Origin of the sequence: Sphingopyxis sp. 2PD (genome assembly GCF_005503695.1) — a bacterium.
Lineage (GTDB): Bacteria > Pseudomonadota > Alphaproteobacteria > Sphingomonadales > Sphingomonadaceae > Sphingopyxis.
Window position 1 is genome coordinate 153,209 of sequence record NZ_SCMU01000001.1, and the last position, 19,070, is coordinate 172,278.

The following is a 19,070-nucleotide window of genomic DNA, read 5'->3' on the forward strand; positions in this document are numbered from 1 at the left end:
GTCAAGGGCGCGTCATGTCATGAAAAAGACAATGGCGAAACAGGTCGACACCCCGGTGATGATGTTGAGCGGTACGCCGATCTTGACGAAATCGATAAAGCGATAGTCGCCCGCGGCATAGACAATCGTATTGGTCTGATAGCCGATCGGGGTCGCGAAACAGGCCGAGGCGCCGATCATCAGCGCGATCACCAGCGGCCGCGGATCGACACCCAGTTCGGACGCGATCGCCAGGGTGACCGGCGTCATCAACGCCGCCACCGCATTGTTGCTGAGCAGTTCGGACAGGATCAGCGCAAAGAAATAGATGCCAAAGACGAGCACCCACGGCGGCGCATCGGCCAGCGAGGGTTCGACCCACCCGACCATCATCGCCACCGCGCCGCTGTTTTCCAGCGCGAGCCCGACGGCAAGCATTGCAAAAATCAGGATCAGCACGTCGCCGTCGATCGTCCCCCACGCCTCTTCGCTGTCGATGCAGCGGGTGATCAGGATCACGCCGATCGCGATGATCGCCGCGACGCCGATCGTCAGCACATCCAGCGCCGCGAGCGTCACGACGCCGAGCATGCACACGATCGCGATCCACGCCTTGCCACGGCGAAAGGCGCGCACTTTTGCGAGGTCGGCGCCGATCAGGTGCGGGTTATCGCGCAGGGCTTCGACCTCGTCCGGCCCCCCCGCAACCAACAGCCGGTCCGCAGGGCGGATGCGGACGCTGGCCAGATCGGGGCCGGGCTGGTGCGCCGGGCGGTCGAGTCCGATGATCCGCGCGCGGATCTTTTGCAGAAAGGGGATGTCGATCAGCCGCTGGCCGATCGCGGGATGGTTTGATGCAACCATGGTTTCGACGACCATATCGCCCTCCGCCGGGTCGCCGCTCCCGATCCCGAGCCGAAATCGCCCCTGTTCGCGCCATGTCATCAGCGTAGCGCCATCGACCCGCAGGATCAGACGGTCGCCGGGCGCCAGAATCCAATTCTCGAGGTCGGTGCCATGAACAACCGCCGACGCGCGGCGAATCCCGACGATGCGCCCCGAACGCGGCAGGTCGCGGAACGCCTCGATCGTCATTCCGACCAGGTCATCATCGTCTTCCAGCACCAGTTCGGTCAGATATTGGTGCGCGTCATGGGTTCCCGCCGGGCCGTGGACCGGCTTGTCCGACGGCAACAGCCACCACATCAGCGCCAGCCCGATCATGCCCGATGCCGCGGTCACCAAGCCGATGGGGGTAATCTCGAAGATGCCGAACCGCTCCATTCCCGCATCGCGCACGATGCCGTCGACGACGAGGTTCGTCGATGTCCCGATCAACGTCAGAGTGCCGCCAAGCACTGCCGCGATCGACAACGGCATCAGCAGTTTTTTGGCGCTGACCCCTGTCACTTCCGCCAGCTTCAACATGATAGGGACCAGCACGACGACGACCGGGGTATTGTTGAGGAATGCCGAGGCGACAAGCGCGCCGACGAGCACTTCGACAATGGCGAGCCGCGGATGTTTGTCGGCGCGCTTCATGATCGCATCGGCGACGCGCTGGATGACCCCGGTCCGGATCAGCGCCCCCGACAGCACGAACATCGCGCCGATGACGATCGGCGCCGAGTTCGAAAATACCGAATACATCGCGTCGGAATCGAGAATGCCCAGCGCCAGATAGACGCACGCGCCAACGACCGCGATGACCGTGGCGGGCAGGCGTTCCAGCATGAAGCCCACAAAGATGCCGGCCAGAATGACCAGCGAAATGACCGCCTGATGCGCTTCGATAAAAGCCCGGATCGCTTCCATTACCGTCGCGTCAACCGCATTGCGCGCGGTGGAGCAATTTGTGATCGGCCAGCACCAGCGCCATCATCGCCTCGACCACCGGCGCGCCGCGAATGCCGACGCAGGGGTCATGGCGGCCCTTGGTGACGATGTCGGCGGCCTCGCCCGCCTTGTTGATTGTCGGCACCGGGGTCAGGATCGAGCTGGTCGGCTTGAACGCCACGCGGACGACGACCGGCTGGCCGGTCGAAATGCCCCCCGCGATGCCGCCAGCGTTGTTCGACAGGAAGTCCGGGCGGTTGCTGCCGTCGGTGGCGGGGCGCATCGGGTCGGCATTTTCTTCGCCGCGGAGCCGCGCCGCATGGAACCCCGCGCCGATCTCCACGCCCTTGACCGCGTTGATCCCCATCATCGCCGCGGCGAGATCGCTGTCGAGCTTCGCATAGACCGGCGCGCCCCAGCCTGCGGGAACGCCGCTCGCCGCACATTCAATGACCGCGCCGAGCGAGCTGCCCGCTTTCCGCGCGGCATCCATCAGCCCTTCCCAGCGCTGCGCCGCAGCGGGATCAGGACAGAAAAAGGGATTGCGATCAATCTCTTCGAGGTCAAAGTTCGCGGGATCAATCGCATCGCCGCCGATTTCGGCGACCCAGGCATGGATCTGTACCTCCGGAATCACCAGCCGCGCGACGCCGCCCGCCGCAACCCGCGCCGCGGTCTCGCGCGCGCTCGACCGGCCGCCGCCGCGATAATCGCGGATGCCATATTTGGCGTCATAGGCATAATCGGCATGGCCGGGGCGATAGGCCTGCGCGATCTCGCCATAATCCTTCGACCTTTGGTCGACATTCTCGATCATCAGGCTGATAGGCGTCCCCGTCGTCTTGCCCTCGAACACCCCCGACAGGATGCGGACCTGATCGGGCTCCTGCCGCTGCGTCGTGTGGCGCGACTGGCCCGGACGACGCTTGTCCAGGAAAGGCTGGATGTCGGCTTCGGACAGCGACAGCCGTGGCGGGCAGCCGTCAACGACCGCGCCGAGCGCGGGGCCATGGCTCTCCCCCCAAGTGGTGAAGCGAAGAACGCGTCCGAAGCTGTTGAAACTCATGCCTCTATCCCATCCGGCCGAATGCGGGCGCATAGTCCGCCCGACCGCCTAGCGGCCAAGGCGCCGCCGAGTCCAGCATCATCGCCATGAAATGCGGCCCGGCAAAGGGCGACTTAAAGCGCGCCGCAAGGTCGGGCGAATAGCCGAAGCGCGGATAATAGCCCTCATGCCCCAGCACGAAGCTGATCGCACAGCCCTGCGCGCCGAGCAATTTGATCCCGGCGCGGATCAGCGCCTCGCCGATGCCCTGCCCTTGGCAGTCGGGCGCGACCGACACCGGCGCGAGCCCGGCGCCCGCCATCGCGGTGCTGTCGGCCTCGACATCCATGCGGCTGAACAGCAGATGCCCGACGATTTCGTCGCCCTGCTCGGCGACGAGCGACACCATGGCGTCACCGTCGGCGTCGATCATCCGCACCAGCTCTGCCTCGCCCTGATGACCGAATTCGGTCCCGGCAAAGGCGGCGCGGATAACGGCATCGATGGCGTCGGCATCCGCCGCCGCGGCGGCGCGGATGCCGAAGGCTTCAGACAAGCGCGATGTCCGGCGCGTCTTCCTGTTTCATGCCAACGGTGTGATACCCCGCGTCGACATGGTGCGTTTCGCCGGTGACCCCCGACGCCAGATCGCTGAGCAGATACAGCGCCGAACCGCCGACATCGTCGATCGTGACGTTGCGGCGCAGCGGAGCATTATGCTCGTTCCACTTCAGGATCAGACGGAAATCGCCGATCCCCGACGCGGCGAGCGTCTTTATCGGACCCGCCGAAATCGCATTCACGCGCACCCCCTGCGGACCATAATCATTGGCGAGATATTTGACGCTGGTCTCGAGCGCCGATTTGGCCACGCCCATGACATTATAATGCGGGATCACCTTTTCGGCGCCATAATAGCTCAAGGTCAGCAGCGAGCCGCCGCCCTTGCCCGTCTCGGGGTCGAACGGCGTCATCATCGCCGCCGCGCGCTTCGCCACCGCGGTAAAGCTGTACACGCTGATGTTCATCGTCATCAGGAAATCGTCGAGCGTCACATCGGCATAAGCCCCACGCAGCGCTTCCTTGTTGGTATAGCCGATCGCGTGGACGACGAAGTCGATCGTCGGCCAGCACGCCGACAGCGTACCAAAGGCGGCGTCGAGATTGTCCATGTCTGACACGTCGCAATCGATCAGGAAATCGCAGCCGAGCTCGTCGGCAAGCGGCTTCACCCGCTTGAGCATCACCTCGCCCTGATACGAAATCGCCAGCTCGGCGCCCTGCGCGTGCAGCGCCTTGGCAATGCCCCAGGCGAGCGACTTGTCGTTCGCAAGCCCCATGATCAACCCGCGCTTGCCCGTCATCAGACCCGTCATTTTGTGTCTCCGGCCTTTTCAATAATCACATCGTCGACGCGCCCAATAGCGTCATGGCCCAAATCCTCAACCTCGACGAGCGCAGCGTTGAGTTCGGCGCCCATCACCATACCCAATCCGACGAGATAGAAAAAGAACAGTGCGACCATCACCCCTGCAAGGCTGCCATAGGTCGCGTCATAGCTGAGCAGGCTGGCGAGCAGGGGCGGCAGCGCGAGCGTCACGCCGATCCACCACAGCGTCGTGAACAGCGCCCCCGGCCATTTCGGAAACTGCCGCGTGCGGTATTTCGATGGCGTCAGGCTGTAGAACAGCATGTAGATCGCAAGGAACAGGCCAAGCCCGGACACCGTGCGCGAGATCGCGACGACGCCGACCGACTGATATTGCTCGGGCAGCACGCGGGTGACGAATTGTTCGACCCCGACGATCAGCACCTGCATGCTGAACGACAGCAGCATCAGCACCACGGCGCCGGTGATGATGCCGATCGACAGCAGGCGATAATGGAAAAAGCCCTTGCTGAAATGGGTGCCATAGGCGCGGCGCAATATGTCGCGCACGGTTTCGATCAGGCTGCCCACGGTCCACAGCGCAACGAGCGCGCCAAGCCACAGGAAAATGCCGGTGCGCGCGCTCATCACTTCGCGGATCGGCCCCGCCAGCGCCTTGGCGACCGATGGCGGCATCGTCGAGAATACCGCCTCGATTGCCGCTTCGCCCCCGACGCTGCCACCGATCAGCGAAAAGGCGGCGGCGAGCAGGATGAAGAAGGGAAAGAGCGCGATCAGCGCCAGATAGGCAAGATTGCCGGCGTGGATGAAGCCGTCGGTATAGGTGCCGACGACGACGCGGCGGACGATATGAAACACCCGCGTCCCCGGCCCCAGCCGTTCGCGGCCGCGATCGATGATCCCTTGGGCGCGCGCGCGCAGCTTGATCCGCTTCTCACGCTCGGCGCGCGCTTCGGGCGAATGCGGCGAATGACCCTCGGCCAGAAATTCCTTGCCGACCTCTTCGGCGACCTGTTTGGCGAGGGCATCCGCCGCCGTCTGGTCGGTCGCCTCAGTCACGCATCACACACCCAGATCGGCCCGCACGGCGCGCGGATCGGTCCAGTCGCCCAGCAAGGCCGACAGCGGGGCGGGATCGGCGGGCAGATCGACCATCAACCGCACCAGCTGATCGCCGCGGTCGCCGCCCTTCTGGCCGAACCCCTTGCCCTTCAACCGCATGACCTTGCCCGACGTCGACCCCGCCGGGATCGACAGCATGACGGGGCCGTCGACCGTCGGCACTTTGACCTTGGCGCCCTTGACCGCCTCGTTCAGCGTCACCGGCAGGTCGAGCCGGATATTGGCGCCCTCGCGGACGAAAAACGGATGGTCTTTGACCGTGATCGTGACGATGCCGTCACCGGTGCCGCCCGGCCCCGCCTGCCCCTTGCCGGCAAGGCGCATCTGGGTGCCGGTTTCGACCCCGGCGGGCAGTTTCAGGTCGATCGTACCGCCGTCGGCCAGCGTGATGCGCTGCGGCGCCTGCGTCGCGGCGTCGACGAACGACACCGACAGGCGATAGGCGACATTGGCGCCCTTTTGCTGTGGCGCGCTGCGCCCGCTAAAGCCGCCGAAGCCGCCGCCAGCCGCGCCCCCGCCGCGCCCGAACAGCCCTTCGAATATGTCGCCAAAATCGGCGCCCTCATTGCCGAAGCCGCCGAATCCGCCCTGCCCGCCGCGCGGGTCGCCGCGGAAACCGCCGCCGCCGCCATAGCCGAACGGCATCGCGGGATTGCCGTCGCCATCGATCTCGCCGCGGTCGAACTGCGCGCGCTTGGTCTTGTCGGACAATATGTCATACGCCCGCGTGACCTCGGAAAATCGCTCCGAAGCCTTCGGATTGTCCTTGTTCTTGTCGGGGTGCAATTCCTTGGCGAGCTTGCGATAGGCCGATTTGACCTCAGCTTCGCTCGCGCCCTTTGCGACGCCCAGGGTGGAATAGGGATCTGCCATTTTGTTCCTGTAGCCCGATAAGTGATTGGCCGGGAAGGCCCGATTGAGCGTCGATGTGGGAATGTGTCGCAAAGCGATCAAGTTCCGGCTTTCGCGATATCACGCACCGCCTTATGACAGCGCGCATGGCCGACGATCCCTTTGACCTGTTCGACACATGGTTCGCCGAAGCGCGAGCGAGCGAGCCCAATGACGCCAATGCGATGGCGCTCGCGACGACGACCGCCGACGGGCACCCGTCGCTGCGGATGGTGCTGCTCAAAGGTCATGGGCCGGATGGGTTTATCTTTTATACCAATCTCGATAGCCGCAAGGGCGGCGAATTGGCCGCCAATCCACATGTCGCCCTGCTCTTTCACTGGAAATCGCTGCGGCGTCAGATTCGGATCGAAGGTCCGGTGACGCCGGTCGATCACGCCACCGCCGATGCCTATTTCGCGACGCGCAGCCGCGACAGCCAGCTCGGCGCCTGGGCGAGCGACCAGTCGCGCCCGCTGGCTGATCGCGCCACGTTCGAGGCGCGCTTTGCCGACGTGCAGGCGCGCTTCGAAGGACGGGATGTACCGCGCCCGCCGCGCTGGTCGGGGTGGCGGGTGACCCCTGCCGCGATCGAATTCTGGCAGGATCGCGCGCACCGGCTGCACGAGCGGACCGTTTACACCCGTACCGGCAACGGCTGGTCGACCGGGATGCTCTATCCATGAGCGCGGCGCGGCGCCTGCCGATCAGCCAGGTCGATGCCTTTGCCAGCCGACCCTTTACCGGCAATCCTGCCGCCGTGATGCCGCTCGAGGAGTGGCTGGGCGACGGCGTGCTGCAGGCGATCGCCGCCGAAAACAATCTTGCCGAAACCGCCTTCCTCGTTCCCGACGAGAGCGGCGAGGCCGATTATGAGCTGCGCTGGTTCACCCCGACGGTCGAGGTCGCCTTGTGTGGCCATGCGACGCTTGCCAGCGGCCATGTGCTGCTGTCGGCGGCGCCATGGCGACAGGAAATGCGCTTTCGTACCCGCAAGGCGGGCATCTTGCAGGTATCTCGCGTCGCTGGCGACGGGGACGACGACGAAGGCTACCGCATGGCGCTGCCCGCTTACCCCCCGGCGCCAAAGGCGATGCCCGACATTGTCCGCGCACTGGGCGGCGATCCGGTCGAAACGCAGTGGCACCCTGGCGGCTATGCGATCATCGCCTATCGCGATGCGGCGAGCGTCCGTGCGCTGGCCCCCGACTTCCGCGCGCTGAAGGAAGGCGGCGACATCCTCTATATCGCAACCGCGCCCGGCGACGGCGACCCGTCGGGCGCCGACGTCGTCAGCCGCGCCTTCGCCCCCGGTGCCGGGATCGACGAAGATCCGGTCACCGGCTCAGCGCACAGCGTCCTCACCCCCTATTGGGCCGCGCGCCTGGGCCGCGACCGTTTTGCCGCCTATCAGGCCAGCGCACGCGGCGGCCACGTGGGCTGCCGCCTCGACGGCGACATGGTCGAACTGACCGGCCGCTGCGTCACGACGCTGGTGGGCGATTTCCTGCTGTAAAAAAAAAAGCGGCGTGTCGGCATTCGACCGATTGCGGACGTACGTCATTTCTTCTCTCCCCTTGTGGGAGAGATACGAAGGCTTGGCAGCTTTGCTGCCTAGCCGCAGTTGAGAGGGGGTTTGCGCGTGCTGGCGTCCGCCCCCTCACCAAGCTTCGCTAGCTCCTGACGGAGCAAGCTGCGCTATCCTCTCCCACAAGGGGAGAGGAGCTTGTGACCGCTCCCCACCTCCAAGCCGCCATCCGCCGCAAAAAAAGGCGCTTTCCTACATTATCCGGCTGTGCCAGCCTTCTTCCCGGCTCGTTGATGCGGTGGATCAAGCCGTCGCTCCCCGGCTTGCACACGATCGGGCGCACCGCGCGCGTCGGGCGCCTCCCAAGGTGCAAATCGGCAGCGCATAAAGCTGAACTTTACTGAACTTTGAGCGAACGGCGCGCCCCTGCACCGCTCAAAGCGCCGCCGTCAGATCCGCGAGATGGCGCCGCAGCGCCGGAAACTGGTCGCCCTTTGTCACCCCGAGCCGGACGATCGTCACCCGCTGCGACGGCGACACGATGATATATTGCCCCTGATGGCCGATGCACGCGAACAGGTCGTTCGGGCCGCGGTCGGGCCACAACGCCGGCTGCGCTCCCGCCGGGCGCGCCCGGTTGAGCCAGATATGGCCGCCATAGCCGCGATCATTGGGCGACGGGCTCAGCATGAAATTCATCCAGCTTTCGGGCAGCAGCCGCTGGCCGTTCACCACACCATGATTGCGCAGGAATTCGCCAAACTTCGCATAATCGCGCGCCGTCGCGTGCATGATCGACCCGCCGATCATCGTGCCGTTCGCGTCGAACTCGGGCGTCAGGCTGGTCATGCCGAGCGGTTCGACGAGGCGGCCCGCGATGAATTCGCGCATCGCGTCGCGCCGCGCCGCCGGACTTTGCGACGGGGTCAGCGTGTCGGCCAAAATGTCCGACAGGATGACGCTGGTCGCCGAACTGTAGTTGAAAATCTCACCCGGCTGCGCCGCCGCGGGCTTCGCTTCGGCGAATCCCGCCATGTCGGTTGCGCCGCCGCCGAACAGCATATTGACGGTATCGCCCTGCCAGATCGGATCGCCGTTTTCGACATGCTCGAGCCCCGCCGACATATGGAGCAGGTGCTTCAGCGTAATCGCACCACGCGGATCGCCGCTGCGCTGCCACGCCGCGACCGGCGCCGGACCGTCGAGCGCCAACTGCCCGTCCGCGACCAGAAAGCCGATGAGCACCGCGGTGATGCTTTTTGCCATCGACCAGCTGATCAGCTTGGTCTCGGGGCCGAAACCCGCGGCATAGCGTTCATAGATCAGCTCGCCGTCGCGCAGCACGATCAGCCCGCGCGTCTCACCGACGTCGTCGGCATTGACGAACAGCGCATCGGCGCGCGCCTTGATCGCCGCGGGGAGCACCGGCAGCGGTTGCAGCGTGTCGGTTGCCGCCACTTCATCGAGCGAGGTGCCGAATTTCGGCGCGGGCGATGCGGGCGCCATGTTGCCCTGCCCCGCCGCCTGTACCAGCGACAAGGCGCCGAGCATCGCGAGAGCGGCACTTGCCAGCAGCCGTTTTTTCGTGATCATGGGATGAGTGACTAGCACCAACCCGACCGGTCCTTCAACGGGCGAGACGCCGACCGCGGCACCGCCGCCCGAGACACAATCCGCAACCCAACCGCGCGGCGGCAAAAGGCCGAGCCGCTGGGGCGGCTGCCTGCCGTGGCTGCTGGTCCTTGCGGTGCTGCTGACCGGCTTTGCGATCTGGAAATTCCCGTCGTTGAAGGCGCAGGCCGAACTGGGGTCGGCCTATGCCGCGCGGGTCGGCTGTTCGTGCCGTTATGTCCAGGGGCGCAGCTTGGAGAGCTGCCAGAGCGATTTCGAGCCGGGGATGGAGATGGTGTCTCTGAGCGAAGACCCGGCGACCAAGACCGTGACCGGCAGCGTGCCGCTGCTCGCGTCGCGTAGCGCGCGTTACGCGGGCGCCAGCGGCTGTTTGCTGCGACCCGAAAACTAAGGCGCGATCCGCCGCGCCGCGAGCGCAACCGCCGCCGGAGCGCCGAACACCAGCAGCCATATCCCTGCTTCCTCGGCCCAGCCGTAACCGGCGTACATCACCCCTACGAGCAGGTTGCCGATCGAGATAACCAGCCACAGGACCAGGAACATCCGCGTCGCCCGCGCCGCGTCGCGGATCGTCAGGCGGAGCACGATCAGCAGCGCCAGTCCGGCAAGCAGCATGATAGCGGTGTGCGACATCGGTCAGTCCTCCCAGACTGGCGGCAAAATAGCCGAGACATGGCGCCGCCGCCACTCGCCCGGCGACATGCCCAGCTTGCGGCGAAAGATCGCGCACAGGTGCGCGTGGCTGGAAAAGCCGGTCGCAAAGGCGATCTCGGCGACCGACAGCGGACGGTTCATCAGGAACCAGCAGGCGCGACGCAGCCGCTGGCGCAGCATATATTGCGCCGGGGTATAGCCGGTCGCGCGCGCGAAATGGACGATCAGGCTGTTGACCGACATCCCCACCTCGGCCGCCATTTCCTCAACCGTCAGCGACAATTCGAGCTGGGTCTGGATATAGGCCATCAAGTCGTTGATGCGCTGGGTGACCGCGGACGAATCGCGGCGCCTCACCATGGCTTCCATCGTTTTGGCAAGGATGGTGACCAGCGGATCGGCCGCGGCGGCGTCGCCTGCGGCCAGCGCGCGCACCAGCGCGGCCAAGGCCATGTCATAATGCCCGGCAAGCGCGCGTGCGTCCGGCGCGACGACCAGCCGTGCCGCGGGTATTTCCACCTCGATATAGCGGACCCCGCCGCCCTTTGCTTCGCCATGATAGCGGCGTCCGGCGGGCGCCAGCCACATCTCGCCGGGCAAGGGGTCGCCCAGCGAGGTCCGCTGATCGTCCAGCCAGGTTTCCAGCCAATGATAGCTTCCAGCTTCGTATAAGTAGAGGAGATGGACGTCGCGTTCGACCGTCCAGCTCAACGGACCTTCGATACGATCAACGATCGAGGCGACCCTGAGTCCTCCCACTTCCATGACACAAGTATGGCAAGTTGGGGAGAATGTGAAAGCCTGCCATTTACGCCAAATCTATGGTTAAATCGAAGCTCCAAATTCTTCCGAAACGGCGGAAATTGGGGAAAAAATGCTGTTGCATCGCCCCTTTCGCGTGCCCTTTGGCGCGCCTGACGAGACCCCCCCCCAAGGCGGGCGGCAAATATGCCGCCCGCCACCTTTTTTGGGGGCGTCACCGTGGCCCAAATCAGCCGTTGGTCAGAAACGCATCCATCGCCGCATTGACTGCATCGGGCGCTTCCCACGGAACGAAATGGCCGCAATCGGCGACGTGTACGATCTCGACGGCGGGAACCAGGTCGGCCATCCCGTCGAGGTTGCATGGCGGCAGTGCCACATCGTCGAGCGCCCAGATGACGAGCGTCGGTATGGTGAGCCTGGGGAACGGCACCGCAGGCGGCTCGGCATAAGGCGCGTCCATGGCCGGAACGATGGCGGGTGAACCGCGATACCAGTTGATCATCGCGCGGCAGGTATCGCGATCTTCCCAATCCTTCAGCAATCGCGCGATCTCGTCGGGCGGCTGGATCCCGCCGCTCGGCACCCGGCCCGCGAAGGCGTGGGCAAGGATGCCCGCGATACCATGCGCCTCGATAATCGCATCGCTCGCCGGATCGCGAAAGATGCTGATATACTGGCTCGCCGCGCGCTGCTGTTCGTTCGTCTGCAGCAGGCGTTGAAAGATCGCGGGATGCGGGGCGTTGGCGATGACGGCGCGGGTGACGCGGCCCGACCACGCCGGATGCAGCCCGTCCGGCTGGCCACCCAAGGCTACCCCCCACGCGATCGCCCCGCCCCAGTCATGGCCGACGACGGTAAATTCACCGACGCCCAGCGCATCCGCGAGCGCGAAGACGTCTGCGATCAGCTTGTCGGGCGTATAGGAGTCGACATCCTGCGGCTTCGACGAACCGCGATAGCCTCGCTGGTCGGGCGCGATGCAGCGAAAGCGATCGGCGAAATGCGGCAGCTGGTAACGCCATGTCCGGTGCGATTCGGGAAAGCCGTGGAGGAAGATCAGCACCGGGGCATCGCGCGGGCCAATATCGACGACATCGAGTTCGACGCCGGTCGAAAGTTTCACGCGCTGCTGCTCAAAATCGCCGATCATCGCCATCGCTCCCTTGGTTTCGTTTCGAAACCTGATGGCGAGGAACCGCTTGGCTGGCAAGCTGCAGCAAATGGCGGGGCGGGTTGAAAGGCTGGATAACGTCGGCGTTGGGGTGGGGAGCGGACGTTGGCGGTAACCGTTGCCCCCGCGCAGGCGGGGGCGACGGCTTGCTTTGGGCCGCAATCCGGCCCCTACGGATAGCTCACCGTCTTCGGCACCTCGGGGATCGGGATAAACTCCTCGCTGTCCCCCGGGACCAGCGGGAATTTGCCATCCTTCCAGTCGTGCTTGGCCTGGTTGATGCGGTCGCGCGACGAACTGACGAAATTCCACCATACATGGCGCGGCGTCGCGAAGGCTTCGCCGCCGAGCAGCATCACCCGCGCGTCGCTGTCGGCACGCAGCGCCATCGCCTGCCCCGGCTTCAATATGTAAAGGCTGTGGCGATCGAGCCGGTCGCCATCGAGACTGGCATCCCCGAGCGCCACCAGCACCGCGCGTTCGTCGGCCTCGGCCTCGATCGGAATGCTCGCCCCGGCATTCATCAATATGTCTGCGTAGATCGTCGCGGCATGCTGGGTGATCGGCGAGGTGGCGCCCCACAGGCTGCCCATGATCACCCGCGCCGAAACGCCGCTATCCTCGATCAGCGGCAGGTCGCCCTTTGCGACATGTTCGAATGCCGGTTCGATCTCTTCCTGACCGTCGGGCAAGGCGAGCCAGGTCTGCATCCCCGAAATGGCCGATCCGGCTTCCCGTTCGGCCACCGGGGTACGCTCCGAATGGACAATGCCGCTGCCCGCGGTCATCAGGTTGCACGCACCGGGGCGGATCGTGGCCAGCGTGCCCAAGCTGTCGCGATGGTCGATCGCCCCCTCGAACAAATAGGTGACCGTCGCCAGATTGATGTGCGGATGCGGCCGCACGTCCATGCCCGCGCCGATGTCGAAATGCGCCGGGCCGAATTGGTCGACGAAGATGAAAGGGCCAACCATCGTGCGCGCCTTGCTCGGCAGCGTTCGCCGCACCTCAAATGCGCCAAGGTCGTGGGTCGAGGGGGTGATGATCTGCAAGTCGGCGTCAGGCATTTGGGGCATCTCCATATTTGCCAAACCGGCGCTTCAACTGACGATGACGATTGCGAAAGGCGATGTCGATCATCAGCCGGGCGATCGGCCGCGGCCATTTCGGTTCGAAGCGCAGTTCGTCGGTGACCACGCAACCGCCATCCACGGGATCGACGGTCCGGATGTGCTGCCAGCAGTGCATCGACCCCATCCGCGACCGCTCGACGAAACGCCTGCCCGGTTCGAATTCGACCAGCGTCAGTTCGGTCCAGTCATATGGAATCAGCCCGAACGCCAGCACGCGGCTGCGAAACAGCATTTGCCCCGGAACAAATTCGGCATCGACCATCCCGCGAATTCCCGGCGGGGCCGTCATCCGGAAGATCGGCATCGCCTCGGCGTTGACCCCTGCCAGCGACATCGCCGCCGCCCAGACATCGGCGGCGGGCGTACGCAACCGCGAGCGGTAGCGAAGCTCGACAGGGGCGGCCGTCATCGCGCGTCCAGTCTTGCCAGCGTTCGCCGCGTCTTTTCGGTCTCGACATTGCCAGTGTTCAGGGTCGATCCCGGTTCGAGCAACACGACATGGCATTCGCCGTCCAGCGCCTCGGGACAATGGTCGACGCCGCGCGGCACGATGATGAACTCGCCGGGTTCGACGATCACATCGCCGCTGCGCAGGCCCATCTTCATCCGGCCCGCGACGACCAGGAACAATTCATCCTCGATATCATGATGATGCCAGTCGAACTTGCCCTCCAGCTTGACCAGCTTGATCTGGAAATTGTTGATGTCGCCCGCCACATGCGGGCTCCACGCTTCGGGAATTTTTGCAAAGGCTTCGGCCAGGTTAACCTTGGCGACCATCGTCATTCCCCCGGCACCGTCGCCTTGATCGCCAGTGCGTGAACGCGCTGCCCCGGCAAATCGCCAAGCGCCTTGTTCACCGCACGCTGGCGCGCGACGCGGTTCATGTCTGCGAACCCCGCCCACTCGATGGTCAGGCTGAAATGCGATTCGCCCGATCCGTCGTCGCCGCTGTGACCATGATGCTTCGCGCTGTCGTTGCTGACGATGAAATTGGCATCGGGAAAAGCCGCGCGGAGCAGCCTTTCCATCTCTTGTTGCACGGGGCCATTGCTGCTCATGGGGTTGACCATAAGCGGTCCGTCGCCAAATTATAAGACCCCCCATCTCCTTGCCCCCGACCTCGAAAGCGCATTTTGTCCACGCCTCCCCGCACCAACCGCTTCCATGGCCGCGTCCCCCGCGAGGCACCGTGCGCCGTGCCCGGATGCCGCGAGGCGGGCGAATTTCGCGCCCCGATGGCCTGGACCCGCTCGCCCGACGGGCCGCCGCAATATCGCTGGTTGTGCCTCGACCATGTCCGCGAATTCAACGCGGGCTATAATTTCTTCGAAGGCATGAGCGCCGACCAGATCATGGCCGCGCAGTCGCCGACCGCGGGCTGGGAAACCGAAAGCCGTGCCTTCCGCGCCGCAGGCAGCGCCGACCTACCGCCGCGCTGGGCCGATTTCAAGGATCCCATCGACGCGCTCGGCGCGCGATTTCGCCAGCGAATGGACGAAGCGCGGCGCGAGGCCGCCAACCCCGGCCTTTCGCGCGACGAACGGGCCGCGATGCAATTGCTCGGCCTCGCCGCCGACGCCGACCGCGCCGCGCTCCGCCGCCGCTACAGCGAGTTGGTGCGCAAATATCATCCCGACCGAAATGGCGGCGATCGTAGTTTCGAGACGAGACTCGGCGAGGTGGTTGCGGCATATCAGTTGCTGAGGAAGACCAAGGCATTCGCATAGGAGACGCGCGATGAGCGAGCTGGACCAAGCACGGATCGACGTGGTGCGCCGCCATATGGCGCTCGAGATCACCCACGATTGGGACGGCGTCATCGCGACCTTCGATCATCCGCGCTACGAACTGCTCGGCCCCGGCACGGTGTTTGACGGCGAAGCCGCGGTCCGCTCCTATTTCGCCGCGTCGCGCGAGCCTTTTCCCGATCAGGCGAACGAAGTCATCGCGATCGCCGCGGACGCCGCGACGCGTACCGTGCTCGTCGAATTCTGGCTGACCGGCACGCATCTTGGCCCGCTGAAGCTTGGCCCGCGCACCATTGCGCCGACCGGAAAGGCCTTCCGCATCCGCATGGCGGCGAGCTTTGAATTTGCCCCGGAAAGCGACAAGATTATCTGCGAACGCCCCTATTACGACCAGTCCGCGGTAATGAAGGCGCTCGGCCTCCTCTGAAAAGGCGTTGCAAGCTGAAACCGACGCCTATACCGCGCTAGCCGAAGCGCCGCGCGACCGGCGACTCTCTCCCGACCGCCTTCGCTGGACCTTTTGACATGACCGATATTCCGAACAGCCTCCCCGATCACCACGGTTCGACGCTCCTCGCGGCGCCCGATGTCGAGGTCAGCGCGCGCGAGATGTTCGGGGTCGACATCGACATGATGGTCCCCGCCTTCAGCGAGGCCGACGAGCGTGTCCCCGACCTTGACCCCGCCTATGTCTTCGACGGCGATACCACGCTCGCGATCCTGGCCGGCTTCAAGTTCAACCGCCGTGTGATGGTGCAGGGCTATCACGGCACCGGCAAATCGACGCATATCGAACAGGTCGCCGCGCGGCTGAAATGGCCGTGCATCCGCGTCAACCTCGACGCGCACATCAGCCGCATCGACCTCGTCGGTCGCGACGCGATCGTCCTACGCGACGGCCAGCAGGTCACCGAGTTTCGCGAAGGCCTGCTCCCCTGGGCGCTCCAAACCCCGACCGCGTTGGTGTTCGACGAATATGATGCGGGGCGCCCCGACGTTATGTTCGTGATCCAGCGCGTGCTGGAGACCGAAGGCAAGCTGACCCTGCTCGACCAGAACCGCGTCATCCGCCCGAACCCGCACTTCCGCCTGTTCTCGACCGCCAACACCGTCGGGCTCGGCGACACGAGCGGGCTGTATCATGGCACGCAGCAGATCAACCAGGGCCAGATGGACCGCTGGAATATCGTCGTCACCCTGAACTATCTGCCCGCCGCGACCGAAAGCGCGATCATCCTGGCCAAGGTACCGAACACCGACGACACGACCGTCGCCAATATGGTCAAGGTCGCCGATTTGACGCGCCAGGGCTTTATCAATGGCGACATTTCGACCGTCATGAGCCCGCGCACGGTGATCAGCTGGGCGCAGAACGCCGCGATCTTCAACAACCTCGGCTTCGCGTTCCGCTTGAGCTTCCTCAACAAATGCGACGAGGCGGAGCGGATGATCGTCGCCGAATATTACCAGCGCGTGTTCGGCGAAGACCTGCCCGAGAGCGTGATCGGCAAGTGACGATGTTTCGCCGCCTGATGGTGGCCACGACCGCGCTCGCGCTGTCAGGGTGCGGCATCGCCGCGGTCGATTATGGCCCCGTGCGCCACGCCGACTATGTCGCCGATCCGCGCTGCACCGCCCAGCCAGGCGCTACGGTCGATGGGGCCGCCTTGCCGCTGTTCTTCGCGACCAGCCGCCTGCCCGACTGCCGCACCGGCGACATCCGCCTGCTCCGTCATCGCGGCGACAAGATCCGCTATGGCCGCTTTGCGGTGCCGCGCGAGATCGAGGTCGGCGGCAAGAAGAAGCTGCGTACCCCGATGGCATTCCAGGCATCGGCCGACTGGTGGACCGCGTTGCAGGCCGAGACCGACCGGCGGCAGGGCCGCGTATTGCTCTATGTCCATGGTTATCGCGAGACGTTCGAGACGACGTCGAAGGACGCCGCGCAGATCGCACGGATGACCGGTTTCGACGGGCCGGTGATCGAATATAGCTGGCCATCGCAGGGCGAAGTGCTGAGCTATGCGGTCGACGAAACCAACATGTATCACGACGTCCGCAATTTCCGCGACTTCCTGAAAACGCTCGCCGAGCGGCCGTGGGTCAAGGAAATCGTCGTCGTGTCGCACTCGCTGGGCGCGCGGCTGGTGATCCCGGCCATCGCCTTTGTCGACCGCACGTCGAGCAGCGCCGACAGCAGCAACATCTCGAACGTCATCCTGGCATCGCCCGACATCGATCGCGAAACATTCGAACGCGATATCGAGGAAGAGGTGCTGGCCCCGCGTCGTGTCGCCAACAACCGGCGGATCACCGTTTACGTCTCGCACGCCGACAAGGCACTCGCCGCGTCACGCGCGCTGCACGGCTATCCGCGGCTGGGGTCGCCCTATTGCTTCAACCCCTTTGAAGCTGCCGATCTGAAAGCCAAGGGACTGCCGGTGCGCTGCTATCCGAAATCGGTTGCAGGCCTGACCGTGGTCGACACCACCGATGTGTCGCGCACCACCACTGGGCATAGCAATTTCCTGCGCAGCGCGGTCGCGTGCCGCGACTTCGTGGACGTGGTAGCCGACAAGCGCGCGCGACCCGACCGGGTGGCCACCCATCTGGCGCATGTGTTCCGGCTGATCCCCGATCCGGCGGAACCGAAGCCCGATGACGAAGCGATCTGCAATCGCGTGCCGGTGGCTGCCAGCTTCTAAAAGCCGCACATGATGGCAAAGTCGGCGAGCCAGACGGCTGGGCCTTCGCCACGCCACAGCCACAACCCACCCGCCGCAATCACCGCGAACAGCGCGAGCGCTGCTGCGTCCTGCCGCGCCCATTTCATACCGGTTGCAGCCGCCTGACCGGGGCGTCCGCGATCGGCAGATGGACCAGTCCGGCAAACAGTCCGAGCGCGATAGCGAAACCCCAGGCGATGTCGTAACTGCCGGTGGCGTCGAAGATCAGCCCCGCCATCCACGCGCCGAAAAAGCTGCCGACCTGGTGGCTCAGGAACACGATGCCATAGAGCATCGAGAGATAGCGGATGCCGAAGATACGCCCGACGATGCCGCTGGTCAGCGGCACGGTGCCCAGCCACAGAAAGCCCATCGCCCCGGCAAACACCAGCGCGCTTGCATGGCTGAGCGGCATGAAAAGGAACAAGGCGATCACCGCCGAGCGCGCGGTGTAGAGCGCCGACAGGACATATTTCTGCCGCAGCACGTCGCCCGCGCGGCCGAAGATGTAAGAACCAAGGATGTTGAACAGCCCGACCAGCGCCAGCACCTGCGCCCCGATTTCAATCCCCAGCCCCTTGTCGTCGAGATAGGCGGGCAGATGCGTCGCGATGAACGCGATGTGGAAACCGCAGACGAAAAATCCGGCGTTGAGCAGCCAGAAACCGCGGTGAACCGACGCTTCGCGCAGCGCCTCGCGCGCGGTCTGCTCGACCTCGGCAGCGACGCCCGGCCCGCCATCGGTCCGCCCCGCGACCCCGATCGCGAGCAGTCCGCAGAGCGCGACCAGCCCCGCCATGATCCACAGCGTCTCGAGATAACCGATATCGCGGAGCAGGATCGACGCCAGCGGCACGACGAGGAACTGGCCGAGCGAGCCGCCCGCGGTAACGATACCGAACGCACTGCTGCGCTTTTCCGGGCTGACGACGCGCCCGACCGCACCCAGCACCACGACAAAGGTCGTCGCCGACTGCGCCATGCCGATGAAGATACCGAAACTGATGTGCAGCCCGATCGCGTCGGTCGCGAACGCCGCGCCGATCAGCCCTAACGCATAGAGCAGCGCCCCCGCCAGCACGACGCGCCCCGCGCCATGTTTGTCGGCCAGTGCGCCGACGAAGGGCTGGACCAGCCCGAACAGCAGGTTCTGGAGCGCCATCGCCAACCCGAAATCGGAGCGGCTGATCCCGATATCGGCGCTCATCTGCGGCAGGAACAGCCCGAACGACTGGCGCACCCCCATCGCCAGCGTGACGATGAAGGCGGCGCAGAGGATGACGATCCAGGGACGGCGCATGAGAGAAGTCGTGGGAGAAGCCATAGGTTGCCGAATGCAACCCTTACCGTGCCGGGTCAAGCGAGCAAAGCTACGCCCTCACCCACGCAACCTTCGTCACCCCCGACTTGATCCGGGGTCCATTACGCCGATGAAGCGATGGACCCC

General features: G+C 65.0%; 23 protein-coding genes. 7 read left to right on the forward strand and 16 right to left on the reverse strand.

What is annotated here, in order from left to right:
- Positions 1–12: 12 nt before the first annotated feature.
- The 6 genes from FFS18_RS00690 to FFS18_RS00715 are packed head-to-tail and all read right to left on the reverse strand — an operon-like array spanning position 13 to position 6,245.
- Positions 13–1,794: an SLC13 family permease gene (locus FFS18_RS00690; RefSeq protein WP_137869335.1), complete on the reverse strand. Its 1,782-nt coding sequence runs from the start codon at positions 1,792–1,794 to the stop codon at positions 13–15.
- Between the two features lie 10 nt (positions 1,795–1,804).
- Positions 1,805–2,881 carry a chorismate synthase gene (gene aroC / locus FFS18_RS00695; protein ID WP_137869336.1) on the reverse strand — a complete coding sequence of 359 codons (1,077 nt, stop codon included), beginning with the start codon at positions 2,879–2,881 and terminating at the stop codon, positions 1,805–1,807.
- 4 nt (positions 2,882–2,885) lie between these two features.
- Complete coding sequence (locus tag FFS18_RS00700) at positions 2,886–3,416, reverse strand: GNAT family N-acetyltransferase (protein WP_137869337.1); 531 nt, start codon at positions 3,414–3,416, stop codon at positions 2,886–2,888.
- Positions 3,409–4,236, reverse strand: coding sequence for an SDR family oxidoreductase (locus tag FFS18_RS00705; RefSeq protein ID WP_137869338.1), 828 nt, complete (start codon positions 4,234–4,236; stop codon positions 3,409–3,411). The genes FFS18_RS00700 and FFS18_RS00705 overlap by 8 nt, the downstream gene beginning before the upstream one ends.
- A complete protein-coding gene (locus tag FFS18_RS00710) occupies positions 4,233–5,309 on the reverse strand; it encodes a YihY/virulence factor BrkB family protein (protein ID WP_137869339.1) in 1,077 nt (358 codons plus the stop codon). The genes FFS18_RS00705 and FFS18_RS00710 overlap by 4 nt, the downstream gene beginning before the upstream one ends.
- A gap of 3 nt (positions 5,310–5,312) precedes the next feature.
- Positions 5,313–6,245 carry a DnaJ C-terminal domain-containing protein gene (locus FFS18_RS00715; RefSeq protein ID WP_137869340.1) on the reverse strand — a complete coding sequence of 311 codons (933 nt, stop codon included), beginning with the start codon at positions 6,243–6,245 and terminating at the stop codon, positions 5,313–5,315.
- Positions 6,246–6,370: 125 nt separating this feature from the next.
- On the opposite strand from FFS18_RS00715, the gene pdxH reads away from it, so the two are divergent.
- Together pdxH and FFS18_RS00725 are read left to right on the forward strand one after the other, a co-directional pair.
- On the forward strand, positions 6,371–6,949 hold the full coding sequence (gene pdxH / locus FFS18_RS00720) for a pyridoxamine 5'-phosphate oxidase (RefSeq protein ID WP_249340238.1): 579 nt from the start codon (positions 6,371–6,373) through the stop codon (positions 6,947–6,949).
- Complete coding sequence (locus FFS18_RS00725) at positions 6,946–7,779, forward strand: PhzF family phenazine biosynthesis protein (protein ID WP_137869342.1); 834 nt, start codon at positions 6,946–6,948, stop codon at positions 7,777–7,779. Before pdxH ends, FFS18_RS00725 begins: the two co-directional genes overlap by 4 nt.
- A gap of 447 nt (positions 7,780–8,226) precedes the next feature.
- Here FFS18_RS00725 and FFS18_RS00730 read toward each other — a convergent pair whose 3' ends face one another.
- Positions 8,227–9,384, reverse strand: coding sequence for a serine hydrolase domain-containing protein (locus FFS18_RS00730; RefSeq protein WP_137869343.1), 1,158 nt, complete (start codon positions 9,382–9,384; stop codon positions 8,227–8,229).
- Positions 9,385–9,391: 7 nt separating this feature from the next.
- On the opposite strand from FFS18_RS00730, the gene FFS18_RS00735 reads away from it, so the two are divergent.
- Positions 9,392–9,814 (forward strand): hypothetical protein, encoded by a 423-nt coding sequence (locus tag FFS18_RS00735; RefSeq protein WP_171005173.1) that lies wholly within the window; start codon positions 9,392–9,394, stop codon positions 9,812–9,814.
- Here the strand turns inward: FFS18_RS00735 and FFS18_RS00740 are convergent.
- The 7 genes from FFS18_RS00740 to FFS18_RS00770 all read right to left on the reverse strand — a co-directional run bounded on the left by FFS18_RS00740 (position 9,811) and on the right by FFS18_RS00770 (position 14,207).
- Complete coding sequence (locus FFS18_RS00740; RefSeq protein ID WP_137869344.1) at positions 9,811–10,056, reverse strand: hypothetical protein; 246 nt, start codon at positions 10,054–10,056, stop codon at positions 9,811–9,813. The two genes, FFS18_RS00735 and FFS18_RS00740, sit on opposite strands and share 4 nt — an antisense overlap.
- Positions 10,057–10,059: 3 nt before the next feature.
- Positions 10,060–10,842, reverse strand: a complete 783-nt coding sequence (locus FFS18_RS00745; protein ID WP_137869345.1) for an AraC family transcriptional regulator — start codon at positions 10,840–10,842, stop codon at positions 10,060–10,062.
- A gap of 226 nt (positions 10,843–11,068) precedes the next feature.
- Entirely contained in the window at positions 11,069–11,992 is a 924-nt protein-coding gene (locus tag FFS18_RS00750) for an alpha/beta fold hydrolase (RefSeq protein ID WP_137869346.1), read from the reverse strand.
- A gap of 191 nt (positions 11,993–12,183) precedes the next feature.
- Entirely contained in the window at positions 12,184–13,080 is an 897-nt protein-coding gene (locus FFS18_RS00755) for a pirin family protein (protein ID WP_137869347.1), read from the reverse strand.
- The gene (locus FFS18_RS00760) at positions 13,073–13,555 is read right to left on the reverse strand and encodes an Rv1443c family protein (RefSeq protein WP_137869348.1); all 483 of its coding nucleotides are present in this window, start codon (positions 13,553–13,555) and stop codon (positions 13,073–13,075) included. The genes FFS18_RS00755 and FFS18_RS00760 overlap by 8 nt, the downstream gene beginning before the upstream one ends.
- A complete protein-coding gene (locus FFS18_RS00765; RefSeq protein ID WP_249340239.1) occupies positions 13,552–13,926 on the reverse strand; it encodes a cupin domain-containing protein in 375 nt (124 codons plus the stop codon). The genes FFS18_RS00760 and FFS18_RS00765 overlap by 4 nt, the downstream gene beginning before the upstream one ends.
- A gap of 2 nt (positions 13,927–13,928) precedes the next feature.
- Entirely contained in the window at positions 13,929–14,207 is a 279-nt protein-coding gene (locus tag FFS18_RS00770; protein ID WP_249340240.1) for a BolA family protein, read from the reverse strand.
- 177 nt (positions 14,208–14,384) lie between these two features.
- Between FFS18_RS00770 and FFS18_RS00775 the strand changes: the two genes are divergently transcribed.
- The 4 genes from FFS18_RS00775 (at position 14,385) to FFS18_RS00790 (ending at position 17,602) form a co-directional block, all read left to right on the forward strand.
- Positions 14,385–14,876, forward strand: coding sequence for a DnaJ domain-containing protein (locus FFS18_RS00775; protein WP_232014823.1), 492 nt, complete (start codon positions 14,385–14,387; stop codon positions 14,874–14,876).
- A gap of 10 nt (positions 14,877–14,886) precedes the next feature.
- Positions 14,887–15,324 (forward strand): ester cyclase, encoded by a 438-nt coding sequence (locus FFS18_RS00780; protein WP_137869351.1) that lies wholly within the window; start codon positions 14,887–14,889, stop codon positions 15,322–15,324.
- Between the two features lie 98 nt (positions 15,325–15,422).
- Entirely contained in the window at positions 15,423–16,412 is a 990-nt protein-coding gene (cobS, locus tag FFS18_RS00785) for a cobaltochelatase subunit CobS (protein WP_137869352.1), read from the forward strand.
- A 2-nt stretch (positions 16,413–16,414) separates the two neighbouring features.
- A complete protein-coding gene (locus tag FFS18_RS00790) occupies positions 16,415–17,602 on the forward strand; it encodes an alpha/beta hydrolase (RefSeq protein ID WP_137869520.1) in 1,188 nt (395 codons plus the stop codon).
- Here FFS18_RS00790 and FFS18_RS17795 read toward each other — a convergent pair.
- A complete protein-coding gene (locus tag FFS18_RS17795; RefSeq protein WP_283214392.1) occupies positions 17,599–17,730 on the reverse strand; it encodes a hypothetical protein in 132 nt (43 codons plus the stop codon). The genes FFS18_RS00790 and FFS18_RS17795 overlap by 4 nt on opposite strands.
- Positions 17,727–18,923, reverse strand: a complete 1,197-nt coding sequence (locus FFS18_RS00795; RefSeq protein ID WP_212743002.1) for an MFS transporter — start codon at positions 18,921–18,923, stop codon at positions 17,727–17,729. The genes FFS18_RS17795 and FFS18_RS00795 overlap by 4 nt, the downstream gene beginning before the upstream one ends.
- Positions 18,924–19,070: the final 147 nt, after the last annotated feature.